The organism is Streptomyces sp. NPDC002623 (assembly GCF_053592635.1).
In genome coordinates, this window is record NZ_JBSFWB010000013.1 from 188,266 (window position 1) to 202,846 (window position 14,581).

At 71.9% G+C, this 14,581-nt stretch carries 11 protein-coding genes; 4 read left to right on the forward strand and 7 right to left on the reverse strand.

What is annotated here, in order from left to right; all coding sequences use genetic code 11:
- Window positions 1–32: 32 nt before the first annotated feature.
- Window positions 33–890, forward strand: a complete 858-nt coding sequence (locus ACWD4O_RS24505; RefSeq protein WP_451282815.1) for a DMT family transporter — start codon at window positions 33–35, stop codon at window positions 888–890.
- Window positions 891–900: 10 nt separating this feature from the next.
- On the opposite strand, the gene ACWD4O_RS24510 is transcribed toward ACWD4O_RS24505, so the two are convergent.
- Window positions 901–1,809: an SGNH/GDSL hydrolase family protein gene (locus tag ACWD4O_RS24510; protein WP_451282816.1), complete on the reverse strand. Its 909-nt coding sequence runs from the start codon at window positions 1,807–1,809 to the stop codon at window positions 901–903.
- Between the two features lie 179 nt (window positions 1,810–1,988).
- On the opposite strand from ACWD4O_RS24510, the gene ACWD4O_RS24515 reads away from it, so the two are divergent.
- From ACWD4O_RS24515 to ACWD4O_RS24525, 3 genes are all read left to right on the forward strand, one after another.
- Complete coding sequence (locus tag ACWD4O_RS24515) at window positions 1,989–2,837, forward strand: class I SAM-dependent methyltransferase (protein WP_451282818.1); 849 nt, start codon at window positions 1,989–1,991, stop codon at window positions 2,835–2,837.
- Between the two features lie 207 nt (window positions 2,838–3,044).
- A complete protein-coding gene (locus ACWD4O_RS24520) occupies window positions 3,045–5,318 on the forward strand; it encodes an N-acetylmuramoyl-L-alanine amidase (protein ID WP_451282950.1) in 2,274 nt (757 codons plus the stop codon).
- A 128-nt stretch (window positions 5,319–5,446) separates the two neighbouring features.
- Window positions 5,447–5,896 (forward strand): hypothetical protein, encoded by a 450-nt coding sequence (locus ACWD4O_RS24525; protein ID WP_451282820.1) that lies wholly within the window; start codon window positions 5,447–5,449, stop codon window positions 5,894–5,896.
- Window positions 5,897–5,998: 102 nt separating this feature from the next.
- Here the strand turns inward: ACWD4O_RS24525 and ACWD4O_RS24530 are convergent, their stop codons facing one another.
- From ACWD4O_RS24530 to ACWD4O_RS24555, 6 genes are all read right to left on the reverse strand, one after another.
- Window positions 5,999–7,126: an AI-2E family transporter gene (locus tag ACWD4O_RS24530; RefSeq protein ID WP_451282822.1), complete on the reverse strand. Its 1,128-nt coding sequence runs from the start codon at window positions 7,124–7,126 to the stop codon at window positions 5,999–6,001.
- A 93-nt stretch (window positions 7,127–7,219) separates the two neighbouring features.
- A complete protein-coding gene (locus ACWD4O_RS24535) occupies window positions 7,220–8,020 on the reverse strand; it encodes a Tat pathway signal sequence domain protein (RefSeq protein WP_451282824.1) in 801 nt (266 codons plus the stop codon).
- Between the two features lie 178 nt (window positions 8,021–8,198).
- Window positions 8,199–10,547: a glycosyl hydrolase family 95 catalytic domain-containing protein gene (locus ACWD4O_RS24540; protein WP_451282826.1), complete on the reverse strand. Its 2,349-nt coding sequence runs from the start codon at window positions 10,545–10,547 to the stop codon at window positions 8,199–8,201.
- Between the two features lie 185 nt (window positions 10,548–10,732).
- Window positions 10,733–11,557 (reverse strand): phosphate ABC transporter ATP-binding protein, encoded by an 825-nt coding sequence (locus tag ACWD4O_RS24545; RefSeq protein WP_451282827.1) that lies wholly within the window; start codon window positions 11,555–11,557, stop codon window positions 10,733–10,735.
- Between the two features lie 15 nt (window positions 11,558–11,572).
- Complete coding sequence (locus ACWD4O_RS24550) at window positions 11,573–12,463, reverse strand: sortase (RefSeq protein ID WP_451282829.1); 891 nt, start codon at window positions 12,461–12,463, stop codon at window positions 11,573–11,575.
- 77 nt (window positions 12,464–12,540) lie between these two features.
- Window positions 12,541–14,523: an Ig-like domain repeat protein gene (locus ACWD4O_RS24555; protein WP_451282831.1), complete on the reverse strand. Its 1,983-nt coding sequence runs from the start codon at window positions 14,521–14,523 to the stop codon at window positions 12,541–12,543.
- Window positions 14,524–14,581: the final 58 nt, after the last annotated feature.

Sequence of the window (14,581 nt, forward strand, 5' to 3'; positions counted from 1 at the left end):
AGGGGGCGGCGAAAGCGAGGCATGGTGGAGTCATGATCGTGCTCGCCGTGCTCTTCGCCGTCCTGGGCGCCGCCAGCAACGCGGTGGGCACGGCCTTCCAGCGCAAGGCCGCCGCCACGGTGGCGCGGGGCGGCGGAGTGCGGCTGCTGCTCGCGCTCGCGCGGCGGCCCGCCTGGGCGATCGGCATCGCGGGCGTGACGGGGGCCGCGGTGTTCCAGGCCCTGGCCCTGATCAACGGACCCATGGCCCTGGTCCAGCCCGTGTTCATCCTCGAACTTCCGTTCGCCCTGCTGGTGGCGGTGCCCCTGCTGCACCGCCGGCTGTCGGCAGCCGCCTGGTGGGCCGTCGGGGCGGTGGTGGCCGGACTCGCCCTGCTCCTGGCCGCGGCGGCCCCCTCCGGCGACCGGCACCAGGCCGCCATGGACTGGTGGATCCCGGTACTGGTCGTCGTCATGGCGGTGATGGCCGGCGCGGCTCTCCTGGCCCGCTCCGCGTCCTCGCCGTTGTTCCGGGCAGCCGCGCTGGCGTCGGCCGCGGCGGTGGGCAACGCCCTGACGGCAGCTCTCCTGAAGTCGGCGACAGGCCGTCTCGCCGACGGCGGCCTGTCCGCCTTCCTCAGCGCCTGGCAGACCTACGGCTTCGCGATCACCGGGGTGGCGGCACTCCTGCTGCTGGAGAACGCGCTGCAAGCCGGCCCCCTGGCCGCCTCCCAGCCCGCGCTGACCATCGGTGACGCCGCGGTGAGTCTCCTGCTGGGCGTCGTGCTCTTCGAGGAGCAGATCCGCACGGGCTGGTGGCTGCTGCCCGAGGCGATCGGCGTGCTCCTCATCCTCTGGGGCGTACTACGGCTGACCCGCGTGGTGCCGCACCTCGCCGACGTCGTCCACTGAAGCCGGACGGTCAGCGGCCGCCGCGCCCGTGGGTGAGGCGCTTCAGCACCGCACCCGCCATGGCTTCCTCCCCCTTGGCGTTGGGGTGTGCGGGAGCGGCCGGCGAGGCGGGCTGCAACGGCTCGATCCAACGGACGGCCGGGGACTTGCACATGTCGTGGCCGATGGTCGGACCGTAGGTGTCGACGTACTCCACGTGGTTCCAGCGGGCCACCAGACGGAGCATCAGGTTGAGACGCTTCTCGGTGTCCCGGAGGTAGGGGAAGTCCCCTGTCGCGAAGGGCACCGACGGCGCACAGCCGCTGCCGTCGTCGGGCAGCAGGTCCGGATAGCCGACGAGGAGCACCCGGGCGCGCGGGGCCCGGTCGTGCACGGCCTCCAGCACCCGTGCGATCTTGGGCGCGGTCTTGGCGATCGTGACGCTGAGCTGGTCGACGCCGGAGGCGCCGTAGTGGCGCCGGCACGGATCGCCGGTCGGGTCCGTCGGAGCCAGCTGCGCGCAGGTGCCGATGATGGTGCCGAAGCCGATGTCGTTGCCGCCGATCTGCACGGTGACGACGTCGCTGTTGCGGCCCACCGCGTCGAGCTGCGGGCCGTTGGTGCCCTGTGGCTTCCACATGTGCTCGGTCGTCGCCCCGCTGCAGCTGACGTCCTTGAACTGGCTCACCCGTAGCTGCCCGGCCACGATCGACGGGTAGTTGTGGTCGGAGCGCGCGCAGTTGGCGTCCACCTGCCGGGGGATGAAGGGGCCGGAGGTGTAGGAGTCGCCGAGCGCGACGTACTGGCTGTCACGCCCCCCGCCGTGCGCCGCGGCGGGCACCGTGGAGGCGGCGACCAGCGCGCAACCCCCCAGCGCTGCCAGGAGGGTGACGCCCTTTCGGCGGTTGATCCGGCTCGCCTTGCCCACGTTGCTCTGCATCGCGTTCCTCCCCCTTGAACCGACGCCTGACCGACGACGCCGTCACGTACGGCCGTTGTACCGTTCGACGGGGCTTGTATACCGCCGGGTAGGTCGCCGGGGCCAGAGCCGGGAGCGTACGCGTTCGCCGAGGGCTCGAAACCGTCGACGACTTGGCCGACTCATGGAGTGGAACCGGGATGCCTGACGGATGGCAGTGGGACCGCACCCTGTTCCAGGGCAGCGCGGCCCATTACGAGCGCGGTCGGCTCCCCTACGCCCCGGGCTTCGCCGACACACTGGCGACGGCCCTCGGACTGGACGGCCGGGGCAGACTCCTCGACGTCGGCTGCGGCCCGGGCATCGTGCTGCTCCCGATGGCGCGGTTCGTCACCGAGGCGGTCGGCCTCGACCCGGACGAGGACATGCTCACCGAGGCCCGGCGACAGGCCGGACGACGCGGGGTGACCAACGCACGGTGGGTGGTCGCCCGCGCCGAGGACCTCCCGGCGGGGCTGGGCGCGTTCCGGGCCGTGGTGTTCGCCCAGTCCTTCCACTGGACGGATCGCGATCGCGTCGCGGCCACCGTGCTGGAGATGCTGGAGCCGGGTGGTGCGTTCGTCCACATCAGTGACCTCAAGGACCCGCCCGCCGACCCGAGGCCGCTGCCCTCGCCCGAACCCCCGTACGACCGGATCCGCGATCTGGTGCGCGGATACCTGGGGCCGGTGCGCCGAGCGGGGCAGGGCACGCTCGTGCACGGCACGCCGGACCGGGAGGACCTCGTCATCGCCCGGGCGGGATTCGGGCCCGTCGAGCGACACGTCGTGCCTGCCGGGGACGTCGTCGACCGCACGGCGGACGACATCGTCGCGTGGACGTTCTCCCGATCCGACTCCGCGCCGCACCTGTTCGGCGACCGGCTGGCGGACTTCGAGCGGGAGCTGCGCGCGCTGCTGCGGCAGACGGCAGCACCCGGGAGCGGCTTCGCGGAGCGACTTCCGGCGACCGAGATCAGGATCTGGCGCAAACCACAGGATCGAGCCTGACGAAACCTGTCGACCCCGACCATCACGGTGATCTGCGTCACGCGGGCCGTCTTCGCTGTGATGATCTTCAGCCCCGGAGCGCTGTACGCGGAGGGGGCCCGCGAGACGGGTGTGCCCCGCGTGCCATGTCTTCTGTGGCCTTACCGGCCGTCTTTGGGGGTTTTCGTCGTGAGTCGTCGTTCGTCGCATGCGTACAGACCATTGAGCCTGAAACGGCGCGCGTGGCTGACGCTGGGCGCGGTCGTCCTGGGCGGTGGCGGTGTGGTGACCTACGCGGTCGCCAGCCCCTCCGACCATTCCGAGGCCTCGGGCCGGTCCAAGCGGCCGGTGAAGGTCTACGACGTGGGTCTGAAGAGCGCCGCGGGCGACCGCCGTGAGCTGGCGCGCACGGGCACCGCGCAGTTCTCGATGCTCGGCGTCTCCTGGACGGGGGCCGCGAAGCGGCTCGACGGCACGGCGCAGGTCCGCACCCGCAGCCTGACGAGCGGCGAATGGAGCGCCTGGCACGACCTGGACGTGGACGTCGACCCGCTGGACCGTCCGGAGCCCGGGGTGCGCGGCGCGTCCGAGCCCCTGTGGGTCGGCCCCTCGGACGGCGTGCAGGTACAGGTCGTCCGCAAGAACGGCACCACGAGCACTTCGCTGCCCAAGGGCATGGAGGTCAACCTCGTCGACCCGGGTGTGGTGACCGCGGCCGAGGCCAAGGTCGACGCGCCGGAGCCGGCCGCGTTCGTCGCCGACGAGACCCCCGACCCCACGGACACCGCTTCCACCGAGTCCACCGACTCCGCCTCTCCGACCGACAGCGCCACCTCGACCCCGACGGACAGTCAGACCACCGCGTCCGCCGAGCCGACCGACACCACGACCTCGGCCACGCCGACGGACTCGGGTTCCCCGTCCGCCACGCCGAGCACGACCCCGAGCCCGACGGCCACCGTGCCCACCGCGCCGTCGTCCACCGTCCCCGAACCGCCGATCACCTCACGGGTCGGCTGGGGCGCGGACGAGTCGATCAGCCCCGAGGCGCCGGAGTACAACGCGGACGTCAAGGCCGTCTTCGTCCATCACACCGACGGGGCCAACGACTACTCCTGCACCGCCGACTCGGCGTCGATCGTGCGCGCCATCTACGCCTACCACGTGCAGGTCAGCGGCTGGAAGGACATGGGCTACAACTTCCTGGTCGACAAGTGCGGCACGATCTTCGAAGGCCGTAAGGGCGGCGTCGACCTGCCGGTGTTCGGCGCCCACACCTACGGCTGGAACCGGGAGGCCGCGGGCGTCGCGGTGCTCGGCGACTACACCACCGCCAGCCCCTCCAGCGCCGCCCTCGCCTCGGTCGCCCGCCTGGCCGCCTGGAAGCTGGGCCAGTACGGCGCCGACCCCGCCGGGACCGTCCAGCTCACCTCTGGCGCCACCCAGAAGAACTTCTCCGGCACCGCCTTCACCGCGGGCACCAAGTACACCTTCCAGCGCATCTCCGGGCACCGGGACGGCTACAACACCCTGTGCCCCGGCGGTCTGCTCTACGACCAGCTGCCGACCATCCGCGCCTGGGCCGCCGGCCCCGTGCAGGGGTTGAAGGTCGCCTCGGTGAGCGGCGCGACCCTGTCCGGCTCGACGTACTACACCAAGGGCGCGATCACCGCGCGCTGGTCGACGACCACGCCCGGCACGCTCATCTCCAGGACCGAACTGCTGGTCGACGGCAAGATCGCGGCCACCGCCGCCGGCACCGCCACCTCCGCGAGCGCGACCCTGGCCGCGGGCAGCCACACCGTCGCCGTACGGGCCGTCCACCAGTCCGGCAAGGCGACGACCACCGCCGCGCTCACGGTCGTGGCCGACACCGCCGCCCCGACCTTCACCACCGCCCCGAAGCTCTCCCTGCGCACCGGCGTCGTCACCGCCACGGCCGTCCCGGTCACCCTCGGCTGGAAGGCCGTCGACGACAAGGCGCTGCGGGAGGTGAGGCTGCTGGCCCCCACCACGGCCACGTTCGGCCCGACCGTCACCGCCTCCAGCCGCACCGCCAAGCCCGGCGCCGCCGCCACCTGGTCGATGCAGGCCTATGACTATGCGGGCAACTACCGCGCCTCCTCGGCCTCCTACACCCCGGCGATCCTCCAGGAGACCTCCGCGGCCAAGTCCGGTGCCTGGACCGCCCGTTCCTCCACCAGCTACCTCGGCGGCAAGTCGTACTCCAGCGCAGCCAAGGGCGCGAGCCTCACCTGGACCTTCACCGGGCGCTCCGCCGCCTGGGTGGTCTCCCGCGCCGCCACCTCGGGCCAGGCGTACGTCTACGTCGACGGCGCCAAGGTCGCGACCGTCGACCTGAAGTCCGCCACCACCCTCTACCGGCAGGCGGTCTGGACGAAGACCTGGTCCACCGCCGCCAAGCACACGGTCAAGATCGTCGTCGTGGGCACCGCGGGCCGCCCGACCGTCACCACCGACGGGCTCGTCCACATCAAGTAGGCGCGATGGGTGTCGTCCACCTCAGGGTGTGGGCGACACCCGTCTTCCCGATTGTCGAACGCCGTCGGCAGCACGCCTGCCACCATCGCCGTGTCGGGGAACGGCCGGAACGGAAGGCGGCGTGGAACATGATCGAGTGGGTGTCCCTGAGGCCAGGTACCAGGCCCGTGCCCCAGCCCGTCGCCACCCCGCTGGTGTGGGCCACGGCCTTCGGCGGTGCGCTGATCCTGGTGGCGCTGCACAACATCCTGCTGGGCACGGACCGGCCGGGGCTCGCGCTGGCGGCGCTGTCCGCGCTGGCGGCCTTACTGGGGCTGTGCGCCCGCTTCACCGCGGCCCCCGGCACCGCCGTCCTGTGCTGGCTGATGCTCAACGGGTTCGCCGTCCCGCCCGCCGGCACCCTCACCTGGGCCGGCGACCGGGACGCGTTCTGGCTGAGCTGCCTGTGCGCCGCGGCCCTCGTCGGCACCGCGCTGGCCCGGATCCTCGACGCCCGCGCCGCCTATCGCCGTATCGCGGCGACGGCGCCCGCTCCGGCGACGGACCCGGAGGACGCAACGGCGGACGGACCGACCTGATCGCCGACTCGACGATGCGCACGGCGACATGGCCCGAGCACAGGCGCGACGGCGAGGGTCTCGCGCGGCGATCCGACCCTGTCCCCGAGTTCCCGAACACGACTACCCGGCCGAGGGGTCGGGATCGGCGGTCTTCGCCGTCGCGTCCTGATGGCGCAGTGCCTGGCGGACGGACCACACCACGGCCACGAAGGGCACGGCCACGACCGCTCCGATCACGCCGGCCGCGACCGCTCCGCCGGTGACCGACAGGGCGACCACCACCGGATGCAGCCGGACGGCCCAGCTCATCACGATCGGGTGCAGCAGATGGCCCTCGATCTGACCGATGATCACGATCAGCGCCACGACCACCGCCGCGGTGAGCACCCCCTTCGACGCGAGTGCGACGACGGCCGCGACGGAGAGCGCGATGGGCGAGCCGATCAGCGGGATGAACGCGGCGGTGAATTCCAGGAGTGCCAGCGGCACCGCGAGCGGGACGCCCAGCAGGGACAGGGCGATGCCGACGAGGACCGCGTTGGTGGCGGCGACCAGCAGGATGCCATGGGTGTAGCCGGTGAAGGTCCGCCAGGCCGTCCGGCCCGCGAGTGCCACCCGGCCCTGCGCCGGCGGCGGCAGCTGGTCGCAGAACCAGCGCCACTGCCGGTCGCCCGAGTGGGTGAAGAAGACCGAGCAGAACAAGGCGAGGGCGAGGACGGTCAGCACCTCGAGGAGTCGGCTCGCGCCGCTCAGCGCGGTGCTGATGACCGTGGAGCGGTGGCTGGAGAGCAGCCTGCCGATCCGGGACCGGACGTCGTCCAGCGCCCCCGGCTCCAGCCGGAAGGGCGGATCCTCCAGCCGGTGCTCGATCCGGTCGAAGCCCGAGACGAACTCCCGCTCGAGTCCGGTCCGCTGTCCGGCGACGGTCTCGCCCACCAGAGCCAGGCCGCCGAGGACGAGGACGATCCCCGCGACGACGGCGACCGCGACCGCGAGCGGCCGGGGCAGGACACGGGAGAGCAGGTCGGCCAGGGGCTTCAGCACGGCCGTGATGACGAGACCGAGAAAGACCGCGACGGCGATGCGATGGAACTGTCCCAGCACGGAGAACGCGGCCTGCACGACGACGCCGACCACCAGGATGCGCCAGGCGTACGCGGCGGCGCTCCGCAGCGTGCGCGGCACGCGGGTCTGCGTACCGCCGGTCCGGCCGGGCGGTGACGCGGGCGGGTCGGAGTGGGGGGACATGCCCCTCTTCGTTCCACCCGCGGCCCGGCGGCCCACGCGGACGGCCGCGGATTCCCCCGAAGGCCTGGCGGCGCCCGTTCTCGGCCCGGCTCCTCAGACGAGCTGGTAGCCACGCAGGTTGGTGAGCAGGAGATAGCAGTCCTGCAGGGACCCGGAGGTGTCGCCGAGGGAGCGGTAGATGCCCCACTTCGGGCGCACCCGGTCGGCGAGGAAGGTGTCGACGCCGGTCTTCGAGGCGTCGACGACGGTGGTCGAGCCGCTCTTGAGGATCCAGCGCACCGAGCCGGCCGAGCCGTCGCCGACCTTGATCTGGAAGTCGACGTCGGTCCATTTGTCGTGCAGGGGCGCGAGGTCGGTGCGGCCCACCAGGATGTCCTGCTCGAACAGCTTGAGCTCGATGGTCTGCACCCCGTTCACCCGCCGCAGCGACTGCACGACGATCGGCGAGGTGCCGGTGCCCGGCTGCTTCATCTGCATGATGTGCGTGAAGGTGGTGGTTGCCTTCAGGGAGCTGGGGATGTACATCGAGTACGTGACCCGCCAGGTCTGTCCCGAGGTCCACTTGAGGTAGTCGCTGCCGCTGCCGTTGCGCAGACCGGTGACCTCCTGACGCTGACGGTCGGTGGAGGTGTCCCGGTCGCCCATGTGCATGTTGAAGCGCCAGTTGTTGCCGGTGGCGAAGATGTGCGGCTGACCCGATGTGTGGGAGTCGGCGCGGTCGTCCTCGATCGTCTCGAAGGCGCCCAGGCCGGCGCTGCTCGCCGACGGCGCCCACTTCTGCTGCCAGGCGGCGGCGTGGGCGGTGCCGGGCAGGCCGCCGACCGTGACCGCCGCCGCACCGCCGAGTGCCGCGCCGAGCAGGGTCCTGCGGGACGCGTTGCGGGATGTGCTCATGATGGACTCACCTCGTTCTCGTTCATATACATGGACAGAGTTCATGCATCAGATTGAGGGGCGTGGAACAGAGTCCCGGTCGGACCGGGCACGGTCAATGGTCCGGACCGATGAGGCCGGATCGGTTTCCGGCCAATCTCCGCGGCGGTGAAAGCTTCGCCCGCGAAACCCTCCCGGCTCAGGCGCCGGGCAGTCCCCAGCGGGGTGCGTCCTCGTTCGCGCGCACGGGTGCGACGGTCAGGTCGGGGCGGTCGCCCCTGGCGGTGATCAGCGCCGACTCGCCCTTGCGCAGCGGGACATGGACGGCGCCGTCGCCGGCCTCGGAGTGCCGCAGGACGCGGCCCCGCCGGTCACGGACATCGACCGGTCCCGGGATCCCGTGCCGTACGACGCAGTCGGCGCCCGCCTCGCTGACCAGCCGCACCCAGCGGGTGGCGCCGCCCTGGCGGCGGGCGCTCAGCAGGAAGGCGCCCTGGGTGCGGAAGTCGTGCACGACGAGGTCCGCCCAGGCGGCGGGCAGTGCGGGGAACACCCTGATGATCCCGCCCCAGGACTGGCAGACCATGTCGTGCAGGGACTGGGCCGCCGACAGGGGCGTCTCGATGACCGGGCCCGACTCCTGGTACATGGTGTTGGGCTTGATGAAGCGGGTCATGAGCTCGCCGAGGTACCGCAGCGCGTCCTCACCCTTGCCGAGCAGTGCGGAGATCGAGGCGGCGCCCGTGAACGTATAGCCCTGGAGAGCCCCCTCGAAGCCCACCCAGTGCGCCAACGACCGCTCGATCAGGGCGCGTTCGTCGGGCGTGCGGCCGGTCACCTCGTACAGCGGGTAGACGGCGAGCAGGTGCGAGTAGTGGCGGTGGGACTTCGCGAAGGGGATGTCCGCGCCGATCATGAAACCGTTCGCGTCCGTCGGATACGCCGCCCGCTTCGCCAGCACCTCGCGCCAGCGGGGGGCCGACGGGTCCTGGACGCCGAGGAGTTCGGCGGATTCGAGCAGGGTGCGGCAGCCCCAGGTCAGGAGCATCAGGTCGTAGTTGCAGTCGCGCGAGTCGCCGCCGTACTCGGGGGAGAAGGTCGCGGGCAGGTGCAGTCTGCCGTCCGGTCCGGGCTCCAGGAAGTGCAGGTAGTAGTTGATCGCCTTGCGGAGGAGGGGGTAGAGGACGTCCCGGAGGATCGACCTGTCCATTGTGTGGCGGTAGCTGAGCCAGACGTTGTGCAACGCCCAGGTCAGATTGCCGACTTCGGGGGTCGGCGGGTCCTGGCCGGGGACGCCGACGCCGTACCCCATCAGGGCGCTGGCCGCGCCGTTGACCAGGTGGGGGTCGGTGGTGCGGGGGATGCCGAGCGAGTCGGTGCGGTACGGCGTCGGCACCTCGGCCGCGAGGTTGTCCCGGAACTCGCTCAACGCCCTTGTGATCGCGTCGAGTTCGAGATGGTTGGAGCCGTGGATGAGCCAGTACTCCAGCTGGGCGTTGAGGTTCCACCAGGTGTTGGGCCAGGGCGTGGGCTCCAGCCAGGGGCCGCTCGTCGCCATCACCGGAGCGTCGCGGCGGGCCGCGGAGGCGGTCTTGTAGAGCTGGATCCAGTAGAAGCGCTGGATACGGGCGTCGGGGACGGACAGGAAGCTCTTGCGGTAGTACGCGTGCCACCACGCGCGATGGCTCACGGCCAGGGCGGAGTACGGCAGCAGGGCCGCGGCACGGACCGCCCCCAGGGCTCGCTCCAGGGCTGTGCTCCGCGGGAACGAGTGCGCGACGTGCACGTAGAGCGTCCGCGTCCGGCCCCTGGTCCGCTCCCGCCAGGCGGTGACGTGCTGTCCGCCCGCCAGCAGTGGCTGCACGGCGGCCGTCACCCCGCCGTGGTCGGCGACCTGCGCGGGCGGGTTGCCCCGGTAGCCGTCCGGCAGCGGCTTGAACGCGGCTCGTGGACTGATCGCGTCCGCCGGGTGGAACACCCAGCGGAAACCGCGCTCGCCCGTGCTCGGCGTCACCTCCACGGCGAGGACCGAGCGGTCGTTGTGGACCAGGGCGCGCAGCGACAGAGTGCCCTTGTCGGTGGTGAGCGTGCCGGTCAACTCGGCCTCGTGCAGCGACAGTCGCCAGTCCAGACCGGTGATCGCCCCCACCGGCTCCAGGGTGAAGTAACCGATCGGCAACCGGGCCAGGCCGAAGAGGGAGCCGAACTCCGGCCGGTGGTCCTGCACTTCGGAGTGCTGGACGTTGAAGCGCACGGCCGTCGACGCCGCGCCCGGCTCGGCGCTCGGCTCCGCGTAGATCCCGGAGCCGAGGAGGCCGTTGCCGAGGAACGGGCCCTCGTACCAGGTCGTCGGCATCCGCTGCCAGACGAGGTCGGCGTCGTCGAGAACGACCCGCCAGGGGTCCTCACGGGTCGTGGCCGTCTCGGCGCGGTCGGCCGCGCTCGCCCGGGCGGCCGACAGGCCGGTGGCCAACACCGCGCCGCCCACGGCGGATCCGGTGGCGAGGACGGTACGTCTGGACGGGTCGGGCGCGGCGGGGCAGGGCACGGTGCCTCCAGGCAGGCTCGGCGATTCATCGGAGCTATCCCGTGGCGCAACATAGGGAAGGGGATGATGTACGTCAATGCACTGCGAGAGATCCGATCTATCCGACCTGCCGGGGGCCGACAGCCAAGGGCCGTGGGCAGTGTGAGCAGGGCCTGCCCTGCGCCGCGCGGACCGTGCGCCGTGGCTCAGCCGAAGCGGCCCGCCACATAGTCCGCCGTCCGCGGGTCCTTCGGGGCGCCGAAGACATCGGTCGTGGGGCCGGCCTCGACGATGCCGCCCGGGGTGCCCTGTTCGGCGAGGAAGAACGCGCACTGCTGGGAGACGCGGGCGGCCTGCTGCATGTTGTGGGTGACGATCACGACCGTGACCTGCCCGGCCAGCTCCTGGACGGTCTCCTCGACGCGGCGGGTGGAGGTGGGGTCCAGCGCCGAGCACGGCTCGTCCATCAGCAGCACCCGGGGGCGTACGGCCAACGCCCTTGCGATGCACAGACGTTGCTGCTGACCGCCGGACAGCGCGCCGCCGGGCTGGCGCAGCCGGCCCTTGACCTCTTTCCAGAGGCCGGCGCGGGTCAGGGACTCCTCGACCAGGACGTCCCGCTCGCGACGGCCGGTCCGGGTGCCGGTGAGGCGCAGGCCCGCCACCACATTGTCGTAGATCGACATGGCGGGGAACGGGTTCGGCTTCTGGAAGACCATGCCGATGCGCCGCCGGGCGTCCGTGAGCCGCCACGACGCGTCGTAGACGTCCTCGCCCTCGAAGAGCACCTCGCCGCCGAACCGGGCGGCCGGGGTCAGCTCGTGCATCCGGTTCAGGGTGCGCAGGAACGTCGACTTGCCGCAGCCGGAGGGGCCGATGAGGGCGGTGACCTCGCCCGCGGGCATCGTCAGCGACACCCGGCTGAGCACCTGGTGGCTGCCGAACCAGGCGGAGACGGAACGCGCTTCGAGGGTGGCGGGGGCGGCGGCCGGAGCAGGAGCGACGGTCGGCAGGACGATCGTGTCGGTCACGGGGGCACCTCGGGTCTAGAGCAGATTGGGCAGGAGTTCGGTGGTGCGGGTGGCGACCTGGAGGCCGAGGACCAGCACGACGGGGGCGAAGACGATCCAGGTCTGGTGACGGCCCCACCGGTGCCAGGTCCACACGGCGGCCACCGAGACCAGCAGCAGCGCCTGGAGCCACATCACCAGCGGCCAGGGCGCCCCGGACGGGCGGGCCAGCGGTTCCTCGGCGTCCGGGAGCGTGCCGGAGCGGATGACCGCCGCCGGGGTCTGGAACGGCGCGGAGACCAGATCGGCGTCCACCCGCAGCAGTCCGGCCGGCATGAAGCGGTGACCGGTGGCGGTGACCAGGACCAGGCGGCCCTTGCCCGCGGCGAGCGGAGCGGGGGCCGGGTCGCCGGCCCGCCGCACACCGGTGACCTGGTAGGTCGCCTTGCCCTGGCCGGTGGTGACGGTCAACGTGTCGCCCGCGCCGAGGGAGGCCAGCTCGCCGAAGGGGGCGCCGTACGCGGCGGCGCGGCCCATCAGGACGCTGGTGCCGGCCTGACCGGGCAGGGGAGTGTCCCGGCGGTGGCCGGGGCCCTCGGTCAGGACGGAGGAGTCGGTGCCCTCCAGGACCACTTGGGTCATGCCCAGCCGGGGGACGTCGATCAGCGCGACCGGTGTGCCCGGCGCGAGCAGCCGGCCGTCCTGGTCGGTCTGGGCCACCGGGGCGGTGCCCAGGGCCAGTCGACCCCGCAGTTCGTCGAACGAGGCCTGCTGCGCGGACCGTTCCTGGACGCCGCTGACCAGCAGCAGCTGAGCGGTGATGCCGAGCAGCAGGGCGGCGAGGGCGAGCAGCCCGCCGCGCGCGAGGTGGCGGACGGCGGTGACGCCGCGGGCACGGGTGAGCGTGATGGGTACGGCGACCGTCACGGCGGCCCGCCTCCTTCACAGATGTCGGCCCGGCGGCCCGAAGTTCGGGCCGCCGGGATCACCCCATGGGCTGGGGATCAGGTGGACTTGATGACGAAGTTGGCGCTGCTCCTGCTGGTCACCGTCGTCGAGCCCACGTAGAAGGCGCGCAGGGTGTGCCGGGCCTTGCTCAGCTTCGGCAGGGTGACGATGACCTTGCCGCCGCTCAGGGTGCCGGTGGCGATCACGCGGGAGCCCTCGTAGATGCGGACCGTGCCGCCGGGGACGGTGCCGGTCGCGGTGACCTTGACGGTGACCTTGGCGCGGGCCGTGTGCTTCACGGAGACGGGCGCGCTGGTGGAGACCGCGGGCGTCGCCTTGGTGACCGTCAGGGAGACGGTCGTCGCGGACGCGTTGAGCTTGGCGGAGCCGCCGTAGGAGACGGTCAGCTTGTGCGTGGCCGGCTTCAGGTGGTTCGACAGGCTGACGGTCACCTTGCCGGTGGAGCCGAGGATGCCGGTGCCGAGGATGGTGGCGCCCTCCTTGACGGTCACCTTGCCGCCCGCCACGACCGAGTGCGTACCGGTGACGGTGACGGCGATCTTCGGGGTCCTGCCGTACTGGGTCGCCGCGGTGGTCGCCTTGGTGGTGCTGGCGTACCGGACCGAGCCGGACCAGGTGGCCTCCGCGCCGGTGCCGTTGACGTTGTTCGCGGTGACCGTGGCGGTGTAGGCGCCGGTGGCCAGGCCGGTGAAGGAGTACGACGTGGTGGCCGCCGTCAGGTCCTTCGTGGCGACGACGCCGCCGTCCGCGTCCTTCAGGGTGACGCGGTAGTCGGTGATCGCCTGTGCGGGGGCGGGGCTGGGCGCGGTCCAGGCCAGCTTGAGGCTCGCGTCGCCCAGGGTGGTCGTGAGCGTGGGCTTGGCGGGCGTGCTGCTGTCCAGGCCCGAGATCTCCAGGCCGCCGACCTTGGCGTGCTTGGCCAGGTTGATCGAGCCGTTGTACGACTCGTTCAGGAAGCCGAAGCCGGAGATGACCTTCTCGGCGTTGTCGGAGGCCAGGGCCGCCTCGTGGGTGCCGCTGGTGACGAAGACGTCGTAGAGGTCCTTGTCGAAGAAGATGCTGGTCGGGTCGATGGCCCGGCTCGGGACGACGTTGTAGACGTCACGGCCGAAGGTGGCGTTCTCGTAGTAGCCGGCGACCGGGGTGAGCTTGCCGTTCACCGTGGTGACCGGGCTGGTGTCGCCGCTGTCGTTGGGCAGCGTGATGCTCGCCAGGTGCGCGCCGGCGGCGATCGCGGTGTCGCTCTTGGTGGGGGCGACGCCGTTGCTCTGGGCGATCCAGCTGCCCACGGAGAACGGGACGAGCGTGCCGTCCTCGGTGAGGGCGTCGTTCGCCTGGTTCTCCTGGACGGTCGGCAGGCTCGTGTCCACCGTGTTCTCGCTCAGGCCGATCGCCCCGAGGAAGAACTTGCGGGTGCCGGAGCCGCTCTGCGGCAGGACCGGGTGCACGGTCTGGCCGTTGACCGTGTGGGCGCTGCCGGCCGCGTAGACGTCGTGCAGCTGGGCGACCGTCAGCGAGTCGAGGCCGGAGCCGCGGACCGCGACGCCGACCGCGTCCCGCGCGAACGGGATGTAGGTGAGGGCGTTGCCGGAGACGCTCGGACCGCCGGAGGACCGGGCGAAGTCGACCTGGCCCTGGACGGCGACGCCGGTCGCGGTGGGGAACTTGTCGCCGGTCAGCGACATGCTGAGCGCCGTACGGCCCGGACCCGAACCGTTGGGGCGGGTGAAGACCGGACCGCCGGAGCGGGTCTGGATCGTGCTGGAGCCGATCGCGTCGTACGAGGCGATGCCCGCGCCGGACGCCGACTTCACCGCAGTGGGGGTGTAGTCCGTGCCGTTGACAGTGTCGCCGGCCAGGGCGTTCAACACGTCCTGGGTGGTGTCGGAGCCCGTGCCGACCAGCTGGCGGAAGGTTCCGGCGGGGGTGGGATCGGCGTACGCGGGGCTCGCGAGAGCCATGCCGCCGGCCACCACTGAGGCGGCGACGAGGGCCGCCGTGGAGCGCGTTCTGCGCATCGAGAGTCTCCGTGACTGTGCGAATGGGGTGGTGCGGAGAGGGATCTGGCAGGGTGGT